Origin of the sequence: Clostridium sp. MCC353 (assembly GCF_018785315.1) — a bacterium.
Lineage (GTDB): Bacteria > Bacillota > Clostridia > Lachnospirales > Lachnospiraceae > CHH4-2.
Genome location: NZ_WQPN01000013.1, coordinates 1 through 26,647, shown reverse-complemented (window position 1 = coordinate 26,647; position 26,647 = coordinate 1). Strand labels below are relative to the sequence as shown.

The following is a 26,647-nucleotide window of genomic DNA, read 5'->3' as shown; positions in this document are numbered from 1 at the left end:
CACGGAGGAACGATATGGGGATCAGCTATGAACTCGCTGAATTTATAGCGAATACAAATTACGAAGACATTCCTTCCTATGTGATGGAAACACAGAAAAAGTCGATTTTAGACGCGGTGGGAATCACTTTTGGAGCCGCTTCTTTAGGCGACGGCTGCCGTCAGTTTGTGGAACTGGCGGTGGAAAACAGCAGTGAGGGAAAGGGAGAAGCCACGGTTATAGGCTTTGATAAAAAACTTCCGGCAGGCTGGGCCGCATTTGCCAATGCGGCCATGGCCCATTCCCTGGATTTCGGGGATACCCAGATGGATGCAGTGGTCCATTCCAATGCCTCCACATTCCCCGCCGCTCTGGCTGTGGCGGAAAAACTGGGAAATGTGGACGGTAAAAAACTGCTGACAGCCTTAGTGCTTGGCAGTGAGACTGCCTGCAGAATATCCCTGGGCGCCAATGAAGATCTGGAAAAATATGGGTTTTACATGCCCACCATCTATACCTCTTTCGGGGCGACGGCTGCCGTCTGCAAACTGCTCGGCCTGACGCCCAGACAGATTGTGGACGCGTTCAGCTTTAACCTCTGTCAGACCACCTGCAGCTCTGAACTGATGAACAATTCGAAAACAGTAATGCGTTCGGTGCGGGAAGCATTTTCAGCCAGAAACGCGGTGCTGAGCGGCCAGATCGCCGCCAAGGGCTTAAACGGATTTGAGGAACCGCTGGAAGGGAAACTGGGATTTTATCACGCTTACGCCAGGGATAACTGCAGTCTGGACCGGGTTGTTGAAGGGTTAGGAAAAAAATATTACGCCGGAACCTTATACTTTAAACTGTGGCCCAGCTGCGCCGGAACACACCCGGCCATAACCGCGGTGAAATCTTTGGCGGCGGAGCATGGAATTAAGCCGGAAGAGATTGAACGGATTCATGTAGTCACTTCTCAAAGGAACCGGATGCTGATGGAGCCGGAGGAGATCAGAAAGGCCCCAACCACATCGATTATCGGGAAATTCAGCATACCCTATACCGCATCCGTGGCCCTGATAAGAGGGGATGTGACGCTGGATGACTTTTTGCCGGAGGCATTTAAGGACCGGGAAGTGCTTAAACTGGCTTCCAAATTTACATACGAAGCCAATGAAAACTGGGGAAAGGCTGAGGGCATGAATACGGACGTGACCATTTATACCGGCCGTGGAAATTTCCATTATTTCTATACGGAAATAGGCATTTCTCAGAAAGAAACATCGTTTGAAGAACTGGAATTGAAGTTACAATCATGCGCCCGCCATGCTCTCACTCCTAAAACGGATGAGGAATTAAAGAACCTGGCCGAAATCATAGGGAACATGGAAAAATTGAGCAGTATTGAAGAATTTACATCATTGTTATAGAACTAGAGCGTGTTTGAAAATTCATTCCCGTCATCTGCACGCCCCACTTTGCGGTATATTTGCCCCGAATTCGGTCAACGTAGCCCGCTGCGCCTCCCTCATTCGGAACAAATCTCCCACAAACTGGGACGCACATCTGACAGAAAGCAATTTTCAAACACACTCCAGAACATACGTTTAAAAGAACGTAAAGGGGGATAAATTTTATGGCTTTACAAATATCTTTGATCGCAATTGTAGTTGCAATTATTTTAGGCTGGAAATTCAAAGTAAATGCAGGTATCATTGCAATGGGGTTTGCGTTTTTAATTGAAGTATTATTGGTGGACGGCGGAAAAGTATCCACGGTTATCGGCTACTGGCCCACCAGCATCGTATTCTATCTGCTGGCGATTGCGTTGTTTTTCAACTATGCCACCAACAACGGAACTATGGATCTGCTGGCAAAGAACCTGCTCTATGGCTTAAACGGAAATGCAAAACTGATTCCCTGGGTGATCGCAGTTGTGTGTGCGGTTGTTGCATTTTTGGGAGCAGGGGCTTCCACTCCGGCAATTATCGGACCGCTGGCATTTTCCATCGGTTTAAATGCGGGCATCCACCCGATTCTGATTGCCCTCAGCGTTGCCTGTGCCACCACCATCGGTGGAGACAATCCGATCAATGGGTTTGGAGGAGTTATCTCCAATGGTTTGATCCAGAAAACGGCTTACATGGAGAGCGCAAACCAGATCAGCTACTATGTATGGTTCAATTCCTGCTTTAAACAGATTTTAGTTATCGCAGTCTGCTATATGATTTTTAAAGGATATAAGGCGAAACGGGTAGAAGTGAAGAAACCGGAACCATTTAATGCTGTACAGAAAAAACAGCTTTGGCTGCTTTTAGTGGCTCTGGCCGCCATGGTGATTCCGGCAATTTTAAATACATGGTTTAAAACCCCGTTTATCTCAAAACTCGCGGCGTTAACACAGCCGCAGTCCGTGATGGTATTTGCAGCGGTGCTGTCAGTATTCATGAAACTGGGAGATGAAAAAGATGTAATTAAAAAAATTCCGATGAATACGATCGTACTGATCGCAGGTATGTATATGCTGTTGAGCGTAGCTAAAGAATCCGGTATGACGGATGCGATTGCCAATATCATGAGCAACAACATTCCTAAGGCATTAGTTCCGGCTGCTTTGGTAGGATTCGCCGCATTTTTAAGCTTTTTCTCCAGTGGAACGGGAGTTGTGTGCCCGCTTTTATATCCTATGGTGGAGGGGCTGGCGGCTAATCTGGGACTGAATCCGGTTATGCTGTTTTCCTGTATTTTCGTGGGAGCTATGAGTTCTTCCGTATCACCGTTCTCAACAGGCGGAGCGATGACTATTGCAGGGTGCCCGGATCCTAAAGTGAAGGAGCAGCTGTCAAACTGGATGATTCCGGTGGCGGTGATTATACCGGTGGCCTGCGCGGTATTGGCATCCATTGGGTTGTTTGGATTTTTCCATATTTAAAGTAAAGGGTGAAGGCATTTTCGAAAATGCCTTCACCCTTTACTTTAAAGTTTACGGTCTAATAATATAATAGTACAGGTATGGCGTCAGCATGGTCTGTATTGCACTGTTCAAATCATAGCTCCCGGAAGAGAGACACCAGTCAATGATCACGCCGCGGACATAAGTGAATAATTGCTGGACGATTTTAACCGGTTCCGCTTCAGCGCGGAACAGCCCTTTTTCCTGTGCTTCTTCAATTTTTCTCTCTAAACGGATATGTGTGGGACGGGTGGTTTCGTCCTGAGAGCCGGAACCTCGTTCAGGGGTCACGCGCATGAAAATATCCGTGCCCAGATGGAGATTCACTTCTGCATAAATCTCAAAATAAGTTCTGATATAAGCTTCCGTATCTTCCGGAAGCTCCGCTTTCTGCAATAGTTCTTCAAAAAGCGGTTCTCCAATTTTCCTGGATTCTTCAATTACCGCACTTTTGGATGGGAAATAATAATAAAATAACCCGGTGGCGACTCCGCAGGCTTCACAGATCATCTGGATCGTAACTTTTGAGTAGCCTTTTTCACTGAAAAGCAGGAGAGCAGTGCGCCTCAGGCTTTCACGGGTCACTTCTGATTTGTTATAAGTACTTTTTCTTGGCATATTCTCACCTCGGTCGGACATATCTGCCGTCAGTTACGTAATCGGTCGGCAGGTTCTGGCTGACAGTAATCTCCTTCATATAATTGACAATTTCTATAAATTCCGGTTCATCCGGCTCTAAAATTCTCGGATTGGAATTGGAATCAAGGCTGACAGGCTGGAATACAACATCACTGATTTTCTTATCTTCAACCGTGCAGCGGCAGAGTATGGTCTTGTAGGAATCATCAGGCATATTTCTGCCGTTGTTTTCCCAGGATGGATTAAGGGATACCATGTGCTTATGACTGGCTTTTTCATTCAGATGTTCATCAAAGGCCTGAGGCGGGTCCAGGGCAAAATTGGCCAGGCTGTAGAAAATCACCTTGCCCCGGTAAACCTCCACCGGCTTCAGAATATGGGAGTGGTGTCCCAAAATGATATCGGCTCCGGCATCGATAGCAGCATGAGCGACGACCCTTTGATATTCAGCCAGTACGGCCGGAATGAAATGAATTCCCCAATGAATCGAAAAAATGAGAATATCTACCTGAGAGCGCAGTTCGGTCACATCCGCAAGCATGTATTCCATATCTTCCCGGAAGGGAAATGTATGGATTTGACAGGGAGTGCCGGGCTGGTCATGCTCAATGGGTTCATAGACCGTATGGATCCGCATGGGAGCACAGCCCGGACGTTCATCCGTAGCCCAGTAATCCTGGGGAAGTATGGAATTATATCCTAAAAAACCGAAACGGACCCCGTCAACTTCTATAATGCCAGGTCTCCTGGCTTCCACCAGATTGCTTCCGGAACCTATGGGAACCATTCCATTAGAGCGAATTACATCCAGGGTCTGATAAAATGCCTCCCGCCCCCAGTCCATACAGTGATTGGTCGCAAAGGAAATGACATCGTAACCGGCCTTTCTGATCGCGCGCCCGCTGGCGGGATGTCCCCGCATAGGAAGACGGCACTGGCAGGCCGGACTGCCAGTATCGGCAAGACAAGGCTCTAACTGGCCAAATAATAAATCTGCCCCGGACAATTCTTTCCGAACCTTGTCGAAAATGGAATCCGGATTGGGGCGGTTCATACCGATGTCGCCGGTAGCGAGAAACGTGATTGGCTTTGTATTCATAATAGTCTCCTTTATTATACTGGATAATGGGTAAAATTTCCAGATTACGGGTTGATAATCATCTAAATATAATTTTAAAAGATTGATGGCAGGATAACAAGTTGAAAATTGAACAAAATTCAAATTTGAATTTTGTTCAATTTTCATATGGAAAGAGGTATATCATTCATGCTATGCTATACACAATGAATGAAAAATGCAGACTATTACCAAAAAAAGGAGGATGTGTATAAAAAAAGAGGATATACGGCAGAAGTTACTGTATTGGGTATGGAAAAGGCCATAGATGGCCGACTATTAAAGAAAGGATGAACACGCAAATATGTTAAAGTATGTTGGAAAAAGAATTTTGTGGATGATTCCGGTTATTTTAGGGGTTTCGCTGGTGATTATGGCGATTATGGAGTTCACTCCGGGAGATCCGGCAACAATCATTCTCGGAATCGAAGCGACGGATGAAAGCAAAGCGGCGCTCAATGAAGAGCTGGGATTAGATGATCCTTTTATTCAAAGATACTGCAGATTCATTTATCATGCGGCGACAAAGTTTGATTTCGGCGAATCTTATACTTCCAGGGATTCCATTAGGGACCAGATTCTGTTTCGGATTCCCTACACGCTGAAGATCTCTGTCATAAGCCTGCTGATCGCCATATGTATCGGGATACCGGCGGGGGTTTTGGCGGCCACACACCAGTATTCGGCAAAGGACAATTTTACCATGTTCTTTTCCCTGTTTTTTGTATCTATGCCGAATTTCTGGTTCGCATTGATGATGATCATGCTCTTTGCGCTTAAACTCGGAATTCTGCCTTCTCTGGGAGTGGATCATTGGACCGGATACATCCTTCCATGCGTATCCGTGGCATTGGGAACAACGGCCAGCCTGGCAAGGCAGACCAGGTCCAGTATGCTGGAAGTCATCCGCCAGGATTACATAACAACGGCACGGGCAAAAGGGCAGAAGGAATCCAAGGTCATTTACGGACACGGGCTGCAGAATGCGTTGATGCCTATCATCACGGTTATAGTTGCCAGATTTGCCCATGCCCTTGGGGGCTCCATGGTGGTGGAATCTATTTTTTCCATTCCCGGTATGGGAAGCTATCTGATTAATGCCATCAATTCCAGGGACTATGCGGTGGTTCAGGCAGGGGTGTTCGTAATTTCCCTATGGTTTGGACTCTGTATGCTGGCCATGGACTTAGTCTATGCTGCGGCAGATCCGAGAATCCGTTCCCAGTACAGAAGCAGCCGATGAGGAAGGAGGGCGTTTATGAAAAGGAATAAATCGAAAAAAGAGAGCAGTTTTTCCGGCGTTATGAAAAGGCTGTGCAGGAATAAACTGGCTATGATCGGCTTGGGGGTAATCGTTATTATGGTTCTGGCGGCGGTCTTTGCAGATTTTATCGCGCCTTACAGCTATACACAGCAGGATTTGATGAACACATTTTGCAAACCGGGAGGAAATCATCTGTTCGGTACAGACAAAGTGGGAAGGGACATTTTAAGCCGTTTAATCTATGGGGCCCGGGAATCTTTAAAGATTGGCTTCCTGTCCGTTTTAATGGCGGCATTTTTCGGAATAATTATGGGCGCCGTGGCGGGATATTACGGGGGGATGATCGACAATCTGCTGATGCGCCTGCTGGATATCTATCAGTCAATACCGTCCATCCTTCTGACTATGGTACTGGCATCTGCCCTTGGAGCCAGCGGAAGGAATACGATTATCGCGTTGGGAATCACAACAATCCCGATCTATGCAAGGATTTTAAGATCCCAGTTTATGGTATGCAGGGATCAGGAATATGTGGAAGCGGCGGTGGCTACCAATGCAAATGATTTCGAGATCATTTTTAAACACATTCTTCCCAATGCCATTTCCCCGCTGATCGTCCAGATCACCATGAGCCTGGGACAGTCGATTCTGGCAGCGGCAACTTTAAGCTTTTTGGGCCTTGGCGTACAGCCTCCTTCCCCGGAATGGGGGGCCATGGTCTCTGACGGAAGAAATTATCTGAGAAACTATCCATATCTGGCCCTGTTCCCCGGCCTCTGCATCATGCTCACAGTACTGTCCTTCAATCTGCTGGGCGACGGGCTTAGGGATGCGCTGGATCCGAAATTGAAGAATTAGGGGGACTTGATGATGGATCATAATCTTTTGGAAATAAAGAATTTAAGTGTGGTTTATTTTTCAGATGGCAAAAAGGTCTGCGCCGTCAACCATGTGGACCTGGAACTGGTCAAAGGTGAAACCTTGGGACTGGTAGGGGAAACGGGAGCTGGAAAAACAACCATTGCCAAAGCGATTCTGGGCATTCTTCCAAATCCCCAGGCAAAAGTGGAAAATGGAGAAATTCTGGTGGATGGAGAAAACCTGCTGAAACTGTCAGAATCCAGGATGCGAAAAATCCGGGGAAAAAAGATATCCATGATCTTCCAGGATCCCATGACCTCTTTAAACCCGGTACGCACCGTGGGTGCCCAGATTGCGGAAGCCATAGAACTGCATGAAAAGCTGTCAAAAGCGGAGGTAGAAAAACGGGCGGTGGATATGCTGGAACAGGTGGGAATCCCGGCAGAACGGTATGGCGATTATCCCCATCAGTTTTCCGGAGGCATGAAGCAGAGGGTGGTTATCGCAATGGCCCTGGCCTGTCATCCCGAACTTCTGCTGGCGGATGAACCCACAACTGCTCTGGATGTGACAATTCAGGCCCAGGTTCTCCAGATGATGAATGAATTGAAAGACCATTATGGCACATCGGTGATCATCATCACTCATGATCTTGGCGTAATTGCCGAAATGGCACAGAAAGTGGGAGTTGTCTATGCGGGGGAAATCATAGAGTATGGAACAGCCGAGGCGGTATTTAATCATCCGGGACATCCCTATACGGAAGGGCTGTTCGGCTCCATCATCGATCTGGATAAGGATGTGGAACGGTTAAGCCCCATAAAAGGACTGATGCCAGACCCAACCAGCCTTCCTGACGGATGTAAATTTCATACCAGATGTCCCTATTGTACCGAAGAATGTAAAGTTCAGAATCCTGCAGGCGTGGAAGTGGCAAAAGGCCATATGGTGAAATGCCTGAGAGCAAAGGAGGCCGGATGATGTCGGGAAATGAAACAATACTGGAAGTCCAGAATCTGAAAAAATATTTTAAGACGAAAAAGGGGGATCTGCATGCAATAGACGATGTCAGTTTTAAGATAAAGACAGGAACCACACTGGGGGTGGTAGGAGAATCGGGCTGCGGAAAATCCACCCTGGGAAGAACTATCCTGCATCTGCACGAGAGTACCGGAGGAAAGATTTTCTTTCAGGGGGAAGACGTGACGAAGGTGGAGAAGGACCGGTTAAAAAAACTGAGGGAAGATATGCAGATCATTTTTCAGGATCCTTATTCCTCGTTAAATCCCAGAATGTCGGTGAGCGAGATCATCCGGGAGCCATTAAAAAGAAAAGGCGGTCTGTCAAAAGAACAGTTGAATCAGGAAGTGGAACGGCTGATGGACATCGTGGGTCTGGCCCAGCGGTTCGCCAATTCTTATCCCCATGAACTGGATGGAGGAAGGCGGCAGAGGATCGGTATCGCCCGGGCTCTTTCTTTGAACCCCAAGTTCATAGTCTGTGATGAACCGGTATCGGCCCTGGACGTTTCCATCCAGGCCCAGATTCTGAACCTGATGAAGGATCTCCAGGCTCAGATTGGACTGACTTATATTTTTATCACCCATGATCTTTCTGTGGTTAAGCATATGTCCGACGACATCTGTGTGATGTATCTAGGGCAGATGGTGGAAAAAGCGCCGGCAAAGGAACTGTTTTACCATCCGAAACATCCCTATACAAAGGCGCTGCTTTCGGCAATTCCGGTTCCGAAAGTGAATATAAAGCGGAAGAGAATCATTTTAAAAGGAGAGATTACATCTCCTATAAATCCAAAACCGGGCTGCCGGTTTGCAGCCAGATGTGACTATGCGGATAAAGCCTGTGAAGAAATGCAGCAATTGGAAGAGATCGGGCAGGACCATTTTGTGTCATGCTGCAGATACAGGGAAATCAAGGAATGAAGCCGGTGTAACGGCGAAAGGAGAGGACAGTATGAAAAGAGGTAAAAAATTGGCAGCGCTTTTATTGACATTGACCATGGTCGTATCGGCATCGGCCTGTTCGTCAGGAGGGGCGGAAAAACCTTCCCAGGATCAGGGACAGGCTCCGGCACAAACGAGTACGGAGGCGAAATCGGCAGGCAGCAATCAGACAAAGGATTCGGTGGTATTCGCATATCCCAATGATCCTGAAACCTTCTGTCCATTAAAAAGCCCCAAGACCGGATACGGCGATATTTCTTACCAGGTATATGACGCATTGTTTGATTATGACATGGAAGGAAATTTTAAACCGGGTGTCTGTAAGGAGATCGAAAAAGTGGACGGAACCCATTATAAACTGCATCTGCGGGATGATGTAACATTTTCTGATGGACATAAGCTCACGGCGGAAGATGTGGTCTACACCCTGGCAACCGCCTATGCGGATACCAGCAGCAGAACCTGGGTGAAATATATTGACACGGAGAATACCAAAGCTCTGGACGAGACCACGGTGGAGCTGGTGCTTCAGCAGGAATATGCATTTGCCATTGTTACACTGAAAAATGTCAATCTGTTCTATCAGGAAGCCTTTGAGGCGAGCCCGGACCAGATGGCAGCCAAACCCATTGGAAGCGGCCCTTATGTGCTGAAAGAGTATGTGAAAGGCGCCTATGCTGTTTTTGAAGGGAGAGACGATTACTGGGCAGGGGCTCCAGCCATTAAAAACTTTAAAATCGTCTTCATTAAAGAAGCTTCCCAGAGAACCACGTCCCTGCAGACCGGAGAGGTGGACTGCGCTTATAATGTGCTTACCTCCGACTATGATTCCCTGCTGGCTGGCAATTTCTCAGGAATGGAGATATTCACCGATAAAATCAATGCCATTCAGTTTAATTGTTCCGAATACTCTATCTGCAATGACGCCCGGGTTCGTCAGGCAATCGCTTATGCGGCGGACGCACCGGGAATAACAGCGGCGGCTTATGGCGGCTTCGGTGAGGTGTGTACCACCTGCTGTTCTCCGAAATCCGGAAATATGGCGGATAACTATATGCCGGAAGATTATTATAGCTATGACCTGGATAAGGCAAAGGCCCTTTTGCAGGAAGCGGGAATCGCGGAGGGGACGGCAGTGACGATCAATATAAAGAGCGGGGATGCGGCACAGACCACTGCGGCTGAAATTTTACAGCAGTCCCTACAGGAGATCGGTTTGAACGCCGGTATTAAACAGGTGGAAGCGGCCGTTTTTGATGATACCTTAAAAGACCACCAGAGCGGATGGGATATGTGTATGAACACCATGAACACGGCAGGCAGCAGAAGTTCCCTGGATTTAATCAACCTGTACTGCTTTACAATCCCCAACCTGGCCTATGTGCATGAAGAGGGAGCGGCCAAATCGGCGGAGGCCGTCAACAGCACGGATGAGAAACTGATCCATGATAATACTTTGTATCTGACCGAACTGATCTGTAAGGACGTTCCGTATTATGCCCTTTCGTCCACCTGTATACTGGTTGCGCATAATTCCGGTCTCAACGATATTCAGATATCGAAGAGTTCCACAATCAGAGGCGATGCATTTTCATGGAAATAGGAGGGAACAGATGATATTAGACAATGAGAATTTAAAATACAGTACACCGGAAGAACAGGGAATCTCTTCGGAATCTCTGCTGGACTTTTTTGAAACGGTGCAGATCAATAATGCAGGCAATGCAGTGGACCTGCATAGTTTCCAGGTCATCCGCCATGACAGAATCATAGCAGAAGGGGCCGGAAAGCCATTTTCTCTTAACAATTTCCACCGTATCTATTCCTCTGCCAAGGGGATTATCGCATTGGGAGTGATGATTGCAGTTCAGGAAGGAAAGGTCGGTTTGGATGAAAAGGTTATCGATATTTTCAGCGATAAGCTGCCTAAATCCCTGAGTGAAAAGATGAAGCGGGTTACGGTTTACCATCTGCTGACCATGAGCTGCGGTCAGGATGTGGACTCCTGTGTGGAAATGTTCCAAAGCGATAACTGGATCAAAACATTTCTGTCCATCGATCCTGTCTATGAACCGGGCAGCCGTTTCTTCTATAACAACGGAATTCCCCATGTGCTGGCGGCAATAGTGGAGAAAAAAACAGGGGAAGATATCCTTTCCTATATGGAACCCCGCCTTTTAGAACCCATGGGGGTAAAGGTGCTGTGCAGGTATAATAAACAAAAGGAGAGGGAGCCTTCTACTGTCTGTGTGCGGCAGACCGATTTAACGAAATTCGGATATCTTCTGCTGAAGCGGGGAATATGGAATGGAAAACAACTGATCAGCCCGGAGCTCTGCGATGAGTTTGGAAAATTCCATATTTCAACTGCCAATCATCCTAAGATCTTCCGGAATTTCGGATATGGTTACCAGGTTTGGAAAATGCCTTGCGAAGGTTTTGTGCTGGCCGGAGGAAACGACAATCATTCCTGTGTTTTCACAGAAGCTGATATGGTATTTTCCTGTATGGCCAATAACAAGATCAAAGGTGATTTCAGCATACAGAAAACATTTTATGACCTGGTGTACTTAAAGATGAGCGGACGTCCGCTTCCAGCCAACCCACAGGCATATGAAAGGCTTAAAAACCGCCTGGAACAGTGGAACCTTGCTCCCTGCGGAAGCGACGAAAGCGGTTTGGAAGAGGAGATCGGGGGAAGAACGTTTACTTTTGAACAAAATTCCTTTGGCTGTGAAACGATCCGTTTTGAATTTGACAGGGTCAGGCAGGAAGTGGAGATCATCACATCCGAACATGGAACCGTCCACCGCCTGAGATGCGGCATGGCGGGAAAATGGCCGCTATCCGGAGACTATATTGTGATACCGCCTAATTTAACTCATGGGAACTTTATTGACGGAGAGAATCAGACGGAACATATGGCTGGCGGGGCATGGACGGACCGGAACAGGCTTTTGGTGTTCGGGCGGAGTTTGGGGAGAGTGGCTTCAGACCAGTTTGATTTCAGGTTTGACGAAGATGGGCTCCATTTGTACATAAAAACCCCGGCTCTTGCAATTCCGGGCTGTGCGGTGGACAAAAAGAAGGGCGAGTTTCATTTGACCGCAGTGCTGGATGAACAGTGCTGATGGCGGAAGGGAGGAGTAATGAAAAGCATTAAAGAAGTCAGAATCTATAAAAATATTGAAATTCCCATGCGGGACGGAACCATTCTCAGGGCGGATCACATAAAGCCGGTCAGCGAGGAACCGCTGCCTGTTTTGATCGTGAGAACCCCTTATTTGAAAGAAAGTTTTTACACAAAAGAGGTTTATGCGGTGAATGAAACGGCCTTTCTCGGATACCATATTCTCCTGTGCGATGTGCGGGGCGGCGGGCAGTCGGATGGGGAGTTTGCGCCCTTTGCCAATGAGCGGAACGATGGTTATGATACCATCGAATGGGCGGCGGCCCAATCGTGGTGCAGCGGGAAGGTCGGAACATTCGGCTACTCCTATAACGGAGGCCAGCAGATATTGGCTGCTTCCACCAACCCGCCGTCTTTAGCCGCTGCAGCACCGGGAGGGGCCAGCGGACGGTTTCTGCCCACCTTGATGAATGGAGTTCTGTCCCACAGAACCAGCTTGTTTTGGTACATGAAGCAGCTTAGAAATGCGATTATCAGCGGTAAATGCGGTTTTACTCCGGAACAGCAAAAGGAAAAGCTGGCGGAAATTGAGCATATCATGCAGTTTAAAAATGAGGAAGAATGTTATGTGCTGCCTTTTTTAGACGCGGACGTCCTAAGGTTTGAAGGCGTGCCGATCCGTAAGTTTTTCAATGAATGGGTGGATAACTGCAATAATAAAGAATACTGGGAAAAGATGGGCCAGCCCCTGGGGATTGAGAAGGTCACCGTTCCATGCTTTTTCTATACAGGCTGGTTTGACTATATGTGTACCGGAGTGGCGGAGAATTACCAGCTTCTGAGCCACAAAACGGATGACCTGGAATTAGCCCGGAGCCACAGACTGGTATTGGGCCCATGGATTCATACCACGGAATATGGAGTGAGCACAGGTTCTAATTCAGGGATAAAGTACGGGGAAGTCAGATTTCCACCAAATTCCGGCTACACGAAAGAGATGTATCGGAGTTTCCTGCGGTTTTATGACCGGCATCTGAAAGGAAAGAGGGATGATGGTTCGGAAGCTCCCGTCAAGATCTATGTGATGGGAGATAATCTGTGGAGAGAAGAACAGGAATGGCCTCTTTTGCGGACAGAGTATACGAATCTCTATCTGGACAGCGAAGGGGACGCCAGATCCCTTGATGGAAATGGTGTGCTCAGCTTTGAAAAGCCGCATATGAGCGGGGCGGATGAATATGATTATGATCCGTTAAATCCCTGCGACAATACGGACAGTGATCTTCATAAAGGCATGATCGTGGACAGGAGAGAGAAGGAACAGCGGCAGGATATGCTGGTATATACTACAAAACCGCTGGAAAATGAGATCGAAATTACTGGTTATCTTGAGGCCAGACTATTTGTGAAATCTTCAGCCGTGGATACGGACTTCTTCGTCCGTCTGGTGGATGTGCTGCCGGATGGCAGGGCCCACGCTTATTTGTCCGGGGTGTTCCGCATGCGTTACCGGGACGGATTCTATGAGCCTCATTATATGACGCCGGGAGAGGTATATTCCGCTGACTTCAGAATCGGAGCGCTGAGTTTGGTATTCAAAGAGGGCCATCGAATCCGGATTGAGATCACCAGCAGCGATTTCCCGGAATATGACCGGAATTTGAATACAGCAGAGCCCATGGGATATGGAAAAGAGGCGGTGACCGCCCGGCAGACGATTTTGCATAATGACCAGTATCCGTCCCATATCGTCCTGCCTGTAATCCCAAGATAGATCGAGGAAATATAAAAATGCCGGCATGATATTAGCCGGCATTTTTACAGAATCAATAGCATTTATAATCGTCCCGGATGAAGGGCGACAGATTGAGGGAATGCTTTTGATGCTTTTCATAATAACGGATCACCATACAGGAAAATATCAGGTGAAACCGGTAATAGGGATCGTCCAGGGAATGGTGGATCAGCTCTTTTATTTTGTTGATCTTATAAATGGTCGTATTTCGGTGCATGAACATGACTTTTGAAGTTTCCGCAATGTTTCTCCCATTTAATAAGTAGGTAAACAGCACATCCCTTAAATTGCAGTCAAAAGCCTGGTCATAACGGGTCAGAGTGAGAACGGCAGGGGAGCAGAGGTAAATGATGTCGTCGCTGCCGAAGTCGTCTTTCATATGGTTGGCGCAGAGATCGATGTTCAAATACAGGCTGTAACGTCCGAAATAGGAAAGACGCTTAAAGGAATCCGATCTCACGTTCAGAATGATTGAAAACAGTTTTATGCATTTGAGATAACTGATTCTCAGCGATTTGGCGGACATACAGGCGTGGCTGATCAAAGCCGTAGCCTGGTAACGTTCCAGTATTTCTTCCACTGCGTCTTCGTCCGCCGGAAATGCGCAGGCGGCCAGGCGGGAACTGATGAGGATCAGAATGCCGTCGCCCAAAAGGGCCGTATGGTGGGACGGAAAGAGGCATTTCAGTTCCCCATAGAGCTGTTTTAACTCCGTATCCCTGTTTAATGGGAAATCTGGACGGACCAGAATGATTCTCATATATTTTCTGGGCGGTTTCGGCAGATTCTGCAGCATGATCTGGATGTGTTCAAAATCCGGCGGCGTCTCCAGAAAAAGCAGTTTTGCGATTTCCTGAAAAGAAAGGGCGGATTTCTGGGTGGATGATTCCTGAAGCCTGGCGGAAAGTTCGTGGGCCAGGGTAAACATCATGCTCTGCAGCAGGCTGCCGTTTTGCTGGATGCAGCCGTACAGGAACCCCAGAAATTCATGTTTTACGGAAACCGGGACCAGACAGTAGACATATCCGTTCCGCTCTTCCAGATAGGATGGGGCGAAGCGGGCTTTATTCTGCCTGATCAGACAATCGATGATTTCCTGGGCCTCAAAAGGAACCTCATCACAGCTTTCAAAAAATAGGCTGTCCTGCTGCCGGATGCTGGCGGTTATGATTTTATAATTGGAATTCATGATGCAGATAGAGGCATCGATCAGGCGGCTGCTTCTCTGCAGAAGCTGTTTTAAGCCGGCGTCATGGTTTATGTTCAAAAGTTCCGTCCACTTTTTCCAGGTGCAGATACAATCGAAAAGTTTATTATAGAGCGGGCTGAGGGAAAGCCCGCTCAATAAAATGTTACAGGAAAATCCGGATAATTTTGGTATATCGCTTTCTTCTCCGCTTAAAAAATAAGTCCCCACCGGATACTGGCCGGAAGAAGCGGCCAGGTTCAAAAACTGCGCGGCCGTTCCCACACAGATATAATCCGCAGCCGTCTCCAAAGACTGGTCCAGCAAAAGGATTCCCCGGGTATCGGAATCGATCCCCTGCAGCACCGACTCATATAAGATATGGGCGGATAATTCAACGTTGATAAAATGCAGCAGAAACATGGTCGTTCACCTCATGATTTTGTATAGTTTAACTGAATTAATGGTTATGGTAACCATATTAAGTGTACAAAGTGGATGATAAAATAAAAAAGTAAGTTAAGTTTATCACAAATCCCATATATTGACAATAAAGTGTCGAATTATCTCGAAAGAGACAGATTTTAGGCGTAACAGTTCAGACAGGTCTGAACTGTTACGCATCCAGCCCATTAGAGTCGCCTGCGGCGAGGGGCTGGATGCCTGCAGCCGCTATGTTTTCGTACGGTCTGCGCAGTAAATGCGCAGACCTATCTGAACTGTTACTTTTAGGCAGCAGGTCAGAACGCTTCTTGACCAGATTTATCGGTCAAACACATTCTGGCTGACGGAAAATAAAAACAGAAAGGAGTTCGGAGTTATGCGTTAGTGGGATTTCGGTAAAATGGGGGATGTAATTAATTATTTATGATGCGAAGGAGAAAGTGATATGACCAATGTACTTATTTTTTTCTTAGGGTTTGTAGTTGCGATTGCAGTTGGACAGTTTTTTAAAGTGAATCCTGGCTTTGTTGCTATATTGATCGGTTTTCTGCTTAACTGGATTGTGCTTGGAGCCCAGTCTAAGGCGTTTATCGCTCTGTGGCCCACCACGTTGTTCTGGAACTGCGTGATGCCGATGACATTTTACAGCTTTGCCAATGCCAACGGGACGATGGCGGTGTTCGGTAAAAATATAGTATATACCTTCCGCCATGCCAAATGGGCGATTACCATTGTTATCTTTTTGGCAACTGCTCTGATCACTGCGACGGGCGCAGGCCTCAGCAGCTCTCTGATCATGGCCCCTCTGGCCTGGGAACTCTGTATGCAGGCGGGAGTGAGCCCCCTGTTAATTCCGTTCAGCACATGGGCCGGTTCCCTCACCATGGGATTTGCGGCCTGGACCAGCAATGGTTCCATGTTCAGCGGTTACTTTGCCCAGTATTTTCCGGAAGTGGATTCCAGCTCTCTGCTGTTCCGCATCACGGTTTATCATATCCTGTTCTTTGTTCTGGCCTTTGCGGTTATGTTTGTGATCAATAAAGGATGGAAGGTTGCGGAAAATGATGCCACAATGGATAAACCGGAGGCATTTAACAGCGAGCAGAAGCGCACGCTGACTGTGATTGGAATTTGTATTGCTGTCCTTCTGATTCCGTCAATCGTCGGCCAGTTTGCGCCGAATCCGGTGTTTAAGTGGATGAAGGGAAACCTGACAATGCCGGTTACGGCCTCTATCGGTATTTCTATTTTGTGTATTACCCATTGCGGCAATCTGCGGGATATCTGCGCAAAAAAGGTGGGATGGAACGCGGTGTGGACCATCGCAGGCATGGCCATGTACTGCGGACTTGCAAAAGAACTGGGTGTTATTGAATCTCTAGGCACCTGGCTGGAATCCCTTCCGGCATTTGTCATCGCCCCGGCGATCTGCTTCGTGGCGGCGGCCCTCAGTTTCGTGGTATCCGCAAGCGCGGTACAGCCGTTTTTGTTCGCCATGGTTCCGGCGCTGGCCAGCGCGGCCGGATGCTCTATTCCGGCCATGGTTGTTCCTATGCTGATCGGATGCGCGGTTACATCTTTCAGCCCGTTCTCATCCGGCGGTGTGCAGAACCTGATCGGTTCCACCCAGGAAGTCCAGACCCAGCTGATCAACAAGATGATTATCACGGCTGTTGGTATGGCGGCAGCGGCCTGTCTCTTATCAGCGCTCGGCGTGTTTGCTATCGGCGCATAACAGGACGTGTAACAGGATTGGTAACGGGATGCGTAACAGGACGCATAACCGGACATATATACAGCCGGAGAAAACAAGCGGTTTCCATGACGGGATGAGCCCGGAGCGGAAACCGCTTCCGGCAGTAAAAATGCAGGGGAAGAGAGGCAGGCTCTGCCTGTAAAACGCTTTCTTATTGAAGGGAAAAAGGAGGTGTCTGTTTGAACAGAACAGAATTAAACCGCGTATCTCCGGAATCTGTAGGGATTTCGAGCAAAAAAGTAAAAGAACTTGTAGAGGCCCTGGATCACTGCGGCACCGAAATGCATGGAATTATGATTGCCAGATATGGAAAGGTATGCGCGGAAGGCTGGTGGGCTCCATTTTCGCCCAATCTGGTCCATGGCCTTCAATCCATGACAAAGACCATTTTATCGACTGCCGTAGGAGCGTTAGTTACCGACGGGCTTTTAGATATAAACCAGAAAGTTACAGAACTCCTTCCGGAATATATGCCGGAAGAACCTTCTGAAGCATTAAAACGGCTGACGGTCCGCCATATGCTGATGATGACAAGCGGATGCCGTAAGACCTACCCGGCCTGCCGGAAAGACTGGCTTACAGGATTTTTTGCACAGCCCATAGAAGACGAGCCGGGGACCGTGTTTCACTACGACGGAACGAATACATCGGCCATCGGGGCCATTGTATCCAAGATAACCGGCCAGCATGATATTTTAGAATATCTGCGGGAGCGGGTATTCGATAAAATCGGCATTGACTCCGACCGGATTAAATGGGTGAAGCACCCGGACGGCTATTGCTACTGCGGAGGCGGTGCATTTGCAAAGCTGGAAGATATACTGAGACTGGGCATGCTTTACGAGCAGAACGGCGTCTGGAACGGCCAGCGGATTCTGAGTGAAGAGTGGGTAAAAGAGGCGGCGTCCAAACAGACCCATAACAACGAACGTTCCGGAGTGCCCGAATATACGGACGACAGTTCGTCCGGTTACGGCTATCAGATCTGGATGACAAAGCGGCCGGGAACCTATTATTTTTCCGGCGCCCATGGGCAGTATGTGCTGGTGATGCCCGATAAACACCTGGTTATCGCCGTCAACCAGAACATTGTGGAAGTACTGCCCAAACCAGGAGAGATCAGAAAGCCGAAAGATGTGGATATGAAAGAAATTGTGCTGGGCCTTTTGAAAGAGTTTGGCGAATCCTTAGGCGGGGAACCGCTTTCTGAAGATGAACAGGCGGCGGACGGATTGAAGAACTATCTGAACTGTTTAAGCCGTCCCAGATGCATTTCAGAGCCGGTTCCGGAACATGCAGAGAGGTTTTTTGGGCACAGTTACCAGCTCTCAGAAAATGAAATTTCCCTGCTGCCGGGAGTGTACAGCGCCGCCCTCAAAAAGTTTGTGCTGTGTACCACGGCTGACGGCCCGGTGGGAGTGGAACGGATTGGATTAAAAGAGTTTAACGGAAATGATTTTATATTGGAGCTTCAGGTGAAGGGGTACATTTACCAGACGCCCGTAGGCGTGGACGGCCTCTACCGGATCGGGCATTTTAAAGTGCCGGGCCACCCGGAACTGCCGGACCAGGTATTAGCCAACGGCTATTGGAAGGAAGGCGTTCTCCACATCACTTTGAATTATATTGAAACGTGTTATTCCAACCAGATCAGTGTTGAGAAAAAGGAACATGGAGCGGTGATCACATTTGACGAATTCTATATGTTCGATGAAAAGGGATTCCGCACTGTATTTGATGTTGCCGATACTATATTTTAACGGCTGTTTCTGAACTAATCAGTCAGAGCCGGGAACAGGAGGAGATCGATGTACGAGAGAATTGAACGGATAAAAAAACGGGTGGTAATCGATAAATACCCGATCTGTATTGAAAAATACAGAATCACCCTGGATGTCATTGAAAAAACGCCCAATGACCCTGTGATCATCCAGAGAGGAAAAATTTTAAAAGAGACTGTAGAGCGGATGCCCATCGCAATCGCTCCCGATGAACTGATTGTGGGCCTGGGCGCCTCAAAACCCATGGGGCTGGAGATCGATCCCCATTACGGAATCTGGAGCCAGGATGAGATCGATTCCCTGATTGAAGACGGATATGAAATGGATCCCCAGGACGTAATCGACCTTCAGGAATTGAATAAAAAACATGATCCCGCCACGCTGATCGGAATGATGGGAGATATCTTTTATGAGCCGGAAAATGAAGATATTCTGTCACTCTTAAAAGCTGGCTGCATCCTTCCGCCCTGGAAAGACAAAGCGGCCGGAAAAGGGGTAGGCGGCGGTTATGCCCAGTCCGGCCTTGGCCTCGGGCCGTCCCTGATCCTGCTGGGCGTGGATTACACCAAGATCCTGAAAAACGGAACCCTGGCCCTCATTGAACAGGCCCGGGAAGAGATGAAAAAGGTCAGTTTCAACACCCCGGACGGAGTGGACAAATACCGCTACTATAAAGCGGTGATCATGTCCTTAGAAGCCATGAACCGGCTGGGCGAACGTTACAGCGCCCTGGCCGCAGAGATGGCGGAAAAAGAAGAGGATGAAACGAGAAAGGCCGAATTGCGGCAGATATCGGAAAGCTGTGCCTGGGTGCCGGCCCATGCCCCAAGAACCTTTAAAGAAGCGATGCAGTGCTTCTGGTTCCAGTTTTTGATGCTGAGCCCGTCCACAACGCTTCCCGGCGGCAGATTTGACCAGATGATGTATCCGTTTTATGAAGCTGACTTAAAGGCCGGAAGAATCACCAGGGAGGAAGCTACAGAATGGCTTTGCTGCCTGCGGCTTAAAGATATGGAGTTAAACCGTACTTCGGGTAAGAATAACCGGAAAAAAAATGCGGGAATGGCAAAATGGCACAATTTCCTGATCGGCGGCACCAAACCGGACGGCACGGACGGAACCAATGACATTTCCTACATGATGCTGGATGCGGCATTGATAACCAAAACCCCTCATCACACCATTACGGTCCGGGTGAGCGAGGATACGCCGGAAGAACTGATGATAAAAGCGCTGGAAGTGGTGAGAGCCGGATTAGGCCTGCCCGCATTTATCAGCGACAAGTCCTACATCGAATTCTTTACCAGCCGCGGCTGTCCGGTTGAAGATGCCCGGGATTATATCATCACCGGCTGTCTGGATGCCAACCTGCCCGGAAAGTCCAGGACCGGCCCGGTTCCCATGGTCACAATCCCATTGATCTTTGATATTTTCCGCCACAACGGCGTGGATAAGAAGACAAAGGAAAAATGCGGAATCGATGCAGGCAGTTTTACGGAATTTGAGACATTTGAAGACCTGTATCAGGCGTTTATCCGGGAAATGGAGTACTGCATGAATATCGTAGGCCAGAAGAACAATGTGGAGATTAAGATCACCCAGGAACTTCTGCCGGATCCCCTGCGCTCGGCGCTGATGTTTGAAGGGATTGAATCAGGAACGGATACATTCCGACGCACCATGCCGTTTGAAAATGTGGCGGTAATCGATCCCATCGGAATGGTCAATGTGGGCGATTCGCTGACAGCGATTAAAAAACTGGTATTTGAAGATAAGAAATATACGCTGAAAGAATTATTTGACGCGCTGGAAGCGGACTGGGAAGGTTATGAGACAATGCAGAAAGACTTCCTGGACGCGCCGAAATACGGCAACAACGATGATTACGCCGATGAAATGGTGGCCCGCTGCTACCAGGCGTTTGAAGATATCTGTGATACAATTCCAACGATTACAGGCGGAACCCATGTGCCTACGGGCATTTCCATTACCAGTCATCAGCCGGGCGGTCTGCTGACCGGCGCCACGCCTGACGGAAGAAAAGCAGGAGAGATCCTGGCGGATGGTTCCGTATCTCCCATGCATGGGGTGGATCAGAAGGGGCCCACATCCGTGCTGAACAGCGCCTTAAAGGTAGGCCAGGACAGGTGGCAGGCAACGCTGCTCAACATGAAATTCCATCCTTCTGCGGTGAAGACAGAGGAAGATTTACGCAAATTGTCCGGCATGATCAGGACTTATCTGACACACGGAGGCAAGCATATCCAGTTCAACATTGTGGATAAGAATGTACTGGTAGCGGCCAAGGAAAATCCCAAGGATTACCGGGAACTGGTTGTGAGGATCGCAGGTTATAGCTGCTATTTCGTGCAGTTGAATCCGCAGATGCAGGATGAGGTGATCGCCCGTACAGAACATCAGCTGTAGTATGGGATGTCTGCACTGCTTTCAAAAAGAAAATTGTGCATAGTGCATAGAAAGAATCTGGAGCAGTTCGGAAAACTTGTATCTTTTTTAACAAAATGATAAGATAATCCCAGATAGAATAACAGAGGTGAGGCTTATGAACAGCCGGGATTCCGGTATCATTTTTAATATCCAGCATTATTGTATTCATGACGGCCCAGGCATCCGGACCAACGTATTTTTCAAAGGATGCCCGCTCAGGTGCGCCTGGTGCGCGAATCCGGAATCCAATGAGGTGCGCTCTCAGTTGATGTATCTTGCGGATAAGTGCGTTGGCTGTCTTTCCTGTATTCCAAAATGCAGCAGGCATGCCATATCGGCGGCGGAGAACGGTAAAGTGAGAACCGACCGGAAACTCTGTGACGGCTGCGGCGAATGCGTGTCCGCTTGTCTTCCCCAGGCCAGAGAGATTATGGGAAAACGGATGACCGTGGATGAAGTGTATAAAGAAGTATCCATGGATCAATTGTTTTACGCTGAAACCGGGGGAGTTACCCTTACCGGGGGCGAGGTGCTGTCACAGCCAGAATTTGCCGCGGCCATCCTGAGAAAGTGCCGTGATAATCGGATACATACAGCTGTTGAGACCTGCGGATATGCCTCCTGGGAGGCAGTCCAAACGGTGATGGAATATGTGGATCTGGTTCTGTATGATATCAAGCATATGGACAGCGGAGAGCACAAACGGGGCACCGGAGTGGGGAATGAAAAGATCCTGGATAATCTGTGCCGTATCTCCAATGAACTGAACATCCCGGTCATCGCCAGGACGCCGATGCTGCCGGGATATAACGACAGCGAAGGCAATATGAGAGCCATGGGCCAATTCCTTACGGAAAGGGTTCCCACCTGCCGGGAAGTGAACCTGCTGCCCTATCATAAATTAGGGGAAGGAAAGCGGGAACAGTTGGAATACGAAGAGTCACAATTCCATACCTATGTGCCTTCCGAACAGGAGATGGAAACGCTCAGGCAGTTTGTCAGGGAATATGGTCTGAATGTGAAATAGAACGCAGCATAAAAGCCGGGGCAGATTCTTCTGAAAGGAAGCTGGCCCCGGTTTTCCTGTTTTGTGAGAACATCAGTTCTTTAACGGGAAAGGAGGAGGAGGCGAGCTGAAAATGGAGCAATTATTTCAGTATCTGGATTCTTTATTTGCCCAGGGACGCACAAATGAGGTGGAACCCTGGCTCTGCCGGCAGATTGAGCTGGCAAAACAGGAAAGGGATGAAGATACACTGACTGTTCTGCTCAGTGAATTGGGCGGATTTTACCGCGGCAGCGGCAGGCTGGAAGAATCGGAGCAGGCATTGAAACGGGCTGTAGGTCTGGAAGAGACAAGAAATCATGACAAGGGTATTTCTTTTGCCGTGCTGTTAATCAATCTGGCAGGAACGCTCCGCATGGAAAAGCAGACAAAAGAGGCCCTTGAGCTGTTTGAAAGGGCCGAAGATATTTTGAACGTTCAGGGAGAGACTGGGTACAGGCTGGCCAGCCTGTATAATAACAGGAGCCTTGTTTATCAGGATATGGGCCGTTTGGAGGAGGCGTTAAAAGAGCTTCAAAAGGCGCTGGCAATCATTGAAGGCTGTTCCGGGTGCGGGGAAGAACTGGCTGTTACCTATGTCAACCTGGCTCTCCTTTTAGGCAGTCTGAACAGGGGAAAAGAGGAAGAAGAAGCTGTTATCCGGGCCCTTGCCCTGTTTGAAGACATAGATCATGAAAACGATCCCCATTATGCGGCGGCTCTGTCGGCGCTGGGGGGAATTCTTTATAAAAAAGGAGAGTTGGAACAGTCGCTTGATGCATATAACCAGGCTCTTCAGATGATATACCGGCTGTTTGGCAGAAGCCGGGAATATGAAATGATCAGCGCCAACATTGCCATGATCAGTGAACAGGCGCAGAGGAAGGGAAGTGGGGCTGATGAAAGGTCTGGAACTGGCCAGGGGTTATTATGAAGCCTATGGAAGGTCCATGATCCATGAAAAGTTCCCGGAATATGAAAGCCGGATTGCGGTTGGACTGGCCGGGGAGGGATCGGAATGTTTTGGATATGACGATGAATATTCCAGGGATCACGATTTCGGCCCCGCTTTCTGCATGTGGGTGGACCGGGAGGTGATGGAACAGGCCGGGGCCAGGCTTCAGGAGGAATATGAACGGCTGCCTCTTGTGTATAACGGATTCAACGTGAGACGGGATCACAAGCTGGGCGGGCACCGGACCGGAGTGTGGGAGATTACCGGTTTCTACCGTCATTTCCTGCTGGTTCCCGGAGTTCCGGAAAGTAATCTGGAGTGGATGAACCTGCCAGAGAGTTATCTGGCTGCCGCAGTAAACGGAGAAGTGTTCCGGGATGACGAGGGCAGCTTTACCGGGATCCGGAAGGAGCTTCAAAAGGGCTATCCGGAAGATGTGAGAATTAAAAAGATGGTGGCCCGGGCCGCCTTCATGTCACAGTCAGGACAGTATAATTATCCCAGATGCAGGCGGAGAGGAGAACCGGCGGCGGCCTGCCTGGCGCTGGCGGAATTTATAAAAAGCGGGATGTCGATGATCTATCTGCTGAACCGCAGATATGCGCCGTTTTATAAATGGATGCACCGAGGATTAAAAGACCTGGATGTGCTCGGCGATACCTGGGAGCTGTTTGGAAAGCTGGCAGACGCCCGGACAGCAGAAGAGGATAAGCAGCAGTTAATTGAATTGATTTGTGAAAAAATAGTCATTGAGTTAAAAAAGCAGAATTTAACGGAACTGGAAGATCCGTTTCTGCAAAGCCATCTGGATTTGATGATGTCAAAGATCGGAGATCCCCAGATCAGGAGAATGCATTGGCTGCAGGGATAGATGGAAAAGCGGCCAAAGAACCGAGGTGTCGGATGAATCAGGAAGAGACAAGACAAATGGTTCCGGAGTGTCGGATGAATCAGGAAGAGACAAAACAAATGGTTCCGGAGTGTCGGATGAATCAGGAAGAGACAAAACAAATGGTTCCAGAGTGTCGGATGAATCAGGAAGAAATAGAGCGAATGGTTCCGGAGATACTGAAACGGGAATGGAAAATGTTTACTAATGTTTCAAATGAAGGCGGGCGGGCCGCCTGCCAGGATGACCGGAAGACCTTCGATATTATGAGAAAAAGCCAGTTCGCCGTCTGGAACGGGGAAGCGCTTTTATCTTACCTCAACGATCTGAAGCAGGCAGAACTGGCGGGAAGAAACCTGATGACGGAAAAATACGGCTATATGATGGAGGATACCGCCCCGGAAGAATTTAAGCGGATCAGGGAACTGCTTCCGGCAGTAACCGCTGAAAAAGCACAACTGGCGGCGGAACTGACGGAAATACAGGTCAAATGGATGGAACGGTTCAGGGAACAGTATCCCGGTTTTAAAAAGAGAGGGCGTCCCCTCAGGAAGACGGATGCGGTTTCGGGCCTGGATACTTCACTGGAAACTTATGCCCGCGGAGAACTTTTAACCTATTCACTGGAGACGCTGAATCTGCTAAAACGGCATTTCCGGCAGTTGGATAGACAGGAAATGAATCTGGGAACCCTTGTGATGGAAGCCACGGTCAGGCAATATGGCTATCAGAGCGTAGAGGACGCCCAGGATCATTTGAAATAATACACCTTACACTTATATATTAGGAGGAGAACAGCATGGCAAAATTTATCACCGCCAAAGAAGCGGCACAGTTGATTCCGGATCACGCCACCGTAGGGGTGGCAGGCATGGGGCTTTCCGGCTGGCCGGAGGAAGTCGCAGTGGCAATTGCGGACAATTACAAGGAAACAGGACATCCCTGTGATCTCACCATGAAGCAGGGAAGCGCCATGGGAGACTGGAAAGAGCGTGGGATGACAAGGCTTGGAATCGAAGGCCTGGTGACCAAATGGTCTGCCGCCCACATCGGTTCCGCGTTCGCCATGAACGATCTGGTAAGGGCCAATAAGATGGCCTGCCACTGCCTTCCGCAGGGCGTAATTGTGAACCTCTGGAGAGAGATAGCGGCTCACCGCCCGGGCCTCATTACGAAAGTGGGCCTTGGAACCTATGTGGATCCCCGGGTAGAAGGGGGCAAGATGAATGAAGTGACCACAGAGGACCTGGTTGAACTGATCAATCTGGACGGGGAAGAGTACCTGTTCTATAAATCATTCAAACTGGATGTGGCCCTTCTTCGCGGAACCACCGCTGATGAAAACGGTAACATTACATTTGAAAATGAAGGGCCTATCAACGAAGGATACGCGGTGGCGGAAGCTGCTAAAAACAGCGGGGGAATCGTAATCGTACAGGTTCAGTATACAGCCCGGAAGGGAACCCTCCATCCTAAGGATGTGAAGATCCCCGGGGCCCTGGTGGACTATGTGGTGGTGGCCACCGATCCAAATGCCTGCTGGCAGACAGAAGGGACCTATTATGAGCCTGCATTTGCAGGAAACTTAAAAAAACCTTTGAATGCACTTCCCGTACTTCCGTTATCACCCAGGAAGGTGATTGTCAGAAGATGTGCGGCAGAGATGAGAAAAGGTGCGCTTGTCAATCTGGGAGTGGGCATTCCATCCGAAACGGCCAGCATTGTTTCTGAAGAAGGCCATATCGATGATATTATCATGACCACAGAGAGCGGTTCTTTCGGCGGCGTTCCGGCAGCCCTGCCCAATTTTGGAAGCGCCTATAACGCGGAAGCCAATGTGGACCACGGTTCCATGTTCGATTTTTATGATGGCGGCGGATGTGATGTAGCCGTGCTGGGACTGGCCCAGGCGGACGAGGAAGGCAACATCAATGTGAGCAAATTCTTCATACCGGATAAAAAAGACCCGTCTAAAAAGATCGCCAGACTGACCGGCCCCGGCGGATTCATCAATATCTCCCAGGCTTCAAAGAAGGTGATATTTGCCGGCATGTTCGCTGATAAATGCAAAGAAGAAATTCAGGACGGAAAACTGGTGATTGCGGAAGAAGGAAAAGGCCGCAAATTCTTAAAGAAAGTGGAACAGATCACGTTCAGCGGCAAATACGCGGCTGAATCCGGCCAGGAAGTTCTATATGTGACGGAACGGTGCGTGTTCAAACTGATCGGCGGAAAGATGACCGTCATTGAGATCGCGCCTGGAATCGACCTCCAAAAAGATATCATTGAGCAGATGGATTTCGCGCCGGAAGTGGCGGAAGATCTGAAAGTGATGGATGAGAAAATGTTCGCTGAAACATGGGGAAATTTAACCATGTAAAATTGGGATTTAAGTGAGTAAGTTACTTTAATTGTGAATGTTACGCAGGAAAGCGGGACGAGGGAGCAGAGGCGGGATT

At 48.6% G+C, this 26,647-nt stretch carries 21 protein-coding genes and 1 pseudogene; 18 read left to right on the top strand and 4 right to left on the bottom strand.

Annotated elements, in window-relative coordinates; all coding sequences use genetic code 11:
• Positions 1-14 precede the first annotated feature (14 nt).
• Positions 15-1,391, top strand: a complete 1,377-nt coding sequence (locus GPL15_RS03080; RefSeq protein ID WP_215695907.1) for an MmgE/PrpD family protein — start codon at positions 15-17, stop codon at positions 1,389-1,391.
• Here the strand turns inward: GPL15_RS03080 and GPL15_RS27880 are convergent.
• Positions 1,375-1,488, bottom strand: a pseudogene (locus GPL15_RS27880) (DUF6783 domain-containing protein); the annotation flags it as partial. The gene GPL15_RS03080 and the pseudogene GPL15_RS27880 overlap by 17 nt on opposite strands.
• Between GPL15_RS27880 and GPL15_RS27875 the strand changes: the two are divergent.
• Together GPL15_RS27875 and GPL15_RS03075 are read left to right on the top strand one after the other, a co-directional pair.
• Positions 1,447-1,572, top strand: a complete 126-nt coding sequence (locus GPL15_RS27875) for a DUF6783 domain-containing protein (protein WP_346344887.1) — start codon at positions 1,447-1,449, stop codon at positions 1,570-1,572. The pseudogene GPL15_RS27880 and the gene GPL15_RS27875 sit on opposite strands and share 42 nt — an antisense overlap.
• A gap of 25 nt (positions 1,573-1,597) precedes the next feature.
• Positions 1,598-2,893, top strand: coding sequence for an SLC13 family permease (locus tag GPL15_RS03075; protein ID WP_215695906.1), 1,296 nt, complete (start codon positions 1,598-1,600; stop codon positions 2,891-2,893).
• Positions 2,894-2,944: 51 nt separating this feature from the next.
• On the opposite strand, the gene GPL15_RS03070 is transcribed toward GPL15_RS03075, so the two are convergent.
• Positions 2,945-3,532 (bottom strand): TetR/AcrR family transcriptional regulator, encoded by a 588-nt coding sequence (locus GPL15_RS03070; protein ID WP_215695904.1) that lies wholly within the window; start codon positions 3,530-3,532, stop codon positions 2,945-2,947.
• Positions 3,533-3,536: 4 nt separating this feature from the next.
• A complete protein-coding gene (locus GPL15_RS03065; RefSeq protein ID WP_215695901.1) occupies positions 3,537-4,652 on the bottom strand; it encodes a CapA family protein in 1,116 nt (371 codons plus the stop codon).
• 322 nt (positions 4,653-4,974) lie between these two features.
• On the opposite strand from GPL15_RS03065, the gene GPL15_RS03060 reads away from it, so the two are divergent.
• From GPL15_RS03060 to GPL15_RS03030, 7 genes are read left to right on the top strand one after another with little or no spacing between them, the layout of a single operon-like run.
• The gene (locus tag GPL15_RS03060) at positions 4,975-5,913 is read left to right on the top strand and encodes an ABC transporter permease (protein WP_215695899.1); all 939 of its coding nucleotides are present in this window, start codon (positions 4,975-4,977) and stop codon (positions 5,911-5,913) included.
• Positions 5,914-5,928: 15 nt separating this feature from the next.
• Positions 5,929-6,792: an ABC transporter permease gene (locus GPL15_RS03055; RefSeq protein ID WP_215695897.1), complete on the top strand. Its 864-nt coding sequence runs from the start codon at positions 5,929-5,931 to the stop codon at positions 6,790-6,792.
• Positions 6,793-6,801: 9 nt separating this feature from the next.
• Complete coding sequence (locus GPL15_RS03050) at positions 6,802-7,776, top strand: ABC transporter ATP-binding protein (RefSeq protein WP_346344886.1); 975 nt, start codon at positions 6,802-6,804, stop codon at positions 7,774-7,776.
• The gene (locus GPL15_RS03045; RefSeq protein ID WP_215695895.1) at positions 7,773-8,738 is read left to right on the top strand and encodes an oligopeptide/dipeptide ABC transporter ATP-binding protein; all 966 of its coding nucleotides are present in this window, start codon (positions 7,773-7,775) and stop codon (positions 8,736-8,738) included. Before GPL15_RS03050 ends, GPL15_RS03045 begins: the two co-directional genes overlap by 4 nt.
• A gap of 31 nt (positions 8,739-8,769) precedes the next feature.
• Positions 8,770-10,362, top strand: a complete 1,593-nt coding sequence (locus GPL15_RS03040) for an ABC transporter substrate-binding protein (protein ID WP_215695893.1) — start codon at positions 8,770-8,772, stop codon at positions 10,360-10,362.
• 10 nt (positions 10,363-10,372) lie between these two features.
• Positions 10,373-11,890: a serine hydrolase gene (locus GPL15_RS03035; RefSeq protein ID WP_215695891.1), complete on the top strand. Its 1,518-nt coding sequence runs from the start codon at positions 10,373-10,375 to the stop codon at positions 11,888-11,890.
• Positions 11,891-11,908: 18 nt separating this feature from the next.
• Positions 11,909-13,663 carry a CocE/NonD family hydrolase gene (locus GPL15_RS03030; protein ID WP_215695889.1) on the top strand — a complete coding sequence of 585 codons (1,755 nt, stop codon included), beginning with the start codon at positions 11,909-11,911 and terminating at the stop codon, positions 13,661-13,663.
• A gap of 52 nt (positions 13,664-13,715) precedes the next feature.
• Here the strand turns inward: GPL15_RS03030 and GPL15_RS03025 are convergent, their stop codons facing one another.
• Positions 13,716-15,293, bottom strand: coding sequence for a helix-turn-helix domain-containing protein (locus GPL15_RS03025; RefSeq protein ID WP_215695886.1), 1,578 nt, complete (start codon positions 15,291-15,293; stop codon positions 13,716-13,718).
• A gap of 466 nt (positions 15,294-15,759) precedes the next feature.
• On the opposite strand from GPL15_RS03025, the gene GPL15_RS03020 reads away from it, so the two are divergent.
• The 8 genes from GPL15_RS03020 to GPL15_RS02985 all read left to right on the top strand — a co-directional run bounded on the left by GPL15_RS03020 (position 15,760) and on the right by GPL15_RS02985 (position 26,568).
• Complete coding sequence (locus GPL15_RS03020; RefSeq protein ID WP_215695884.1) at positions 15,760-17,049, top strand: SLC13 family permease; 1,290 nt, start codon at positions 15,760-15,762, stop codon at positions 17,047-17,049.
• Between the two features lie 200 nt (positions 17,050-17,249).
• The gene (locus GPL15_RS03015) at positions 17,250-18,830 is read left to right on the top strand and encodes a serine hydrolase (protein WP_215695882.1); all 1,581 of its coding nucleotides are present in this window, start codon (positions 17,250-17,252) and stop codon (positions 18,828-18,830) included.
• Positions 18,831-18,878: 48 nt separating this feature from the next.
• Positions 18,879-21,278 (top strand): pyruvate formate lyase family protein, encoded by a 2,400-nt coding sequence (locus tag GPL15_RS03010; protein ID WP_215695880.1) that lies wholly within the window; start codon positions 18,879-18,881, stop codon positions 21,276-21,278.
• A gap of 136 nt (positions 21,279-21,414) precedes the next feature.
• Entirely contained in the window at positions 21,415-22,326 is a 912-nt protein-coding gene (locus GPL15_RS03005) for a glycyl-radical enzyme activating protein (protein ID WP_215695878.1), read from the top strand.
• A 112-nt stretch (positions 22,327-22,438) separates the two neighbouring features.
• Complete coding sequence (locus GPL15_RS03000; RefSeq protein ID WP_215695876.1) at positions 22,439-23,278, top strand: tetratricopeptide repeat protein; 840 nt, start codon at positions 22,439-22,441, stop codon at positions 23,276-23,278.
• The gene (locus tag GPL15_RS02995) at positions 23,244-24,170 is read left to right on the top strand and encodes a DUF4037 domain-containing protein (RefSeq protein WP_215696025.1); all 927 of its coding nucleotides are present in this window, start codon (positions 23,244-23,246) and stop codon (positions 24,168-24,170) included. Before GPL15_RS03000 ends, GPL15_RS02995 begins: the two co-directional genes overlap by 35 nt.
• Positions 24,155-24,952 (top strand): DUF4125 family protein, encoded by a 798-nt coding sequence (locus GPL15_RS02990; RefSeq protein ID WP_215695873.1) that lies wholly within the window; start codon positions 24,155-24,157, stop codon positions 24,950-24,952. The genes GPL15_RS02995 and GPL15_RS02990 overlap by 16 nt, the downstream gene beginning before the upstream one ends.
• A 35-nt stretch (positions 24,953-24,987) precedes the next feature.
• Positions 24,988-26,568, top strand: coding sequence for a CoA-transferase (locus tag GPL15_RS02985; protein ID WP_215695871.1), 1,581 nt, complete (start codon positions 24,988-24,990; stop codon positions 26,566-26,568).
• Positions 26,569-26,647 lie beyond the last annotated feature (79 nt).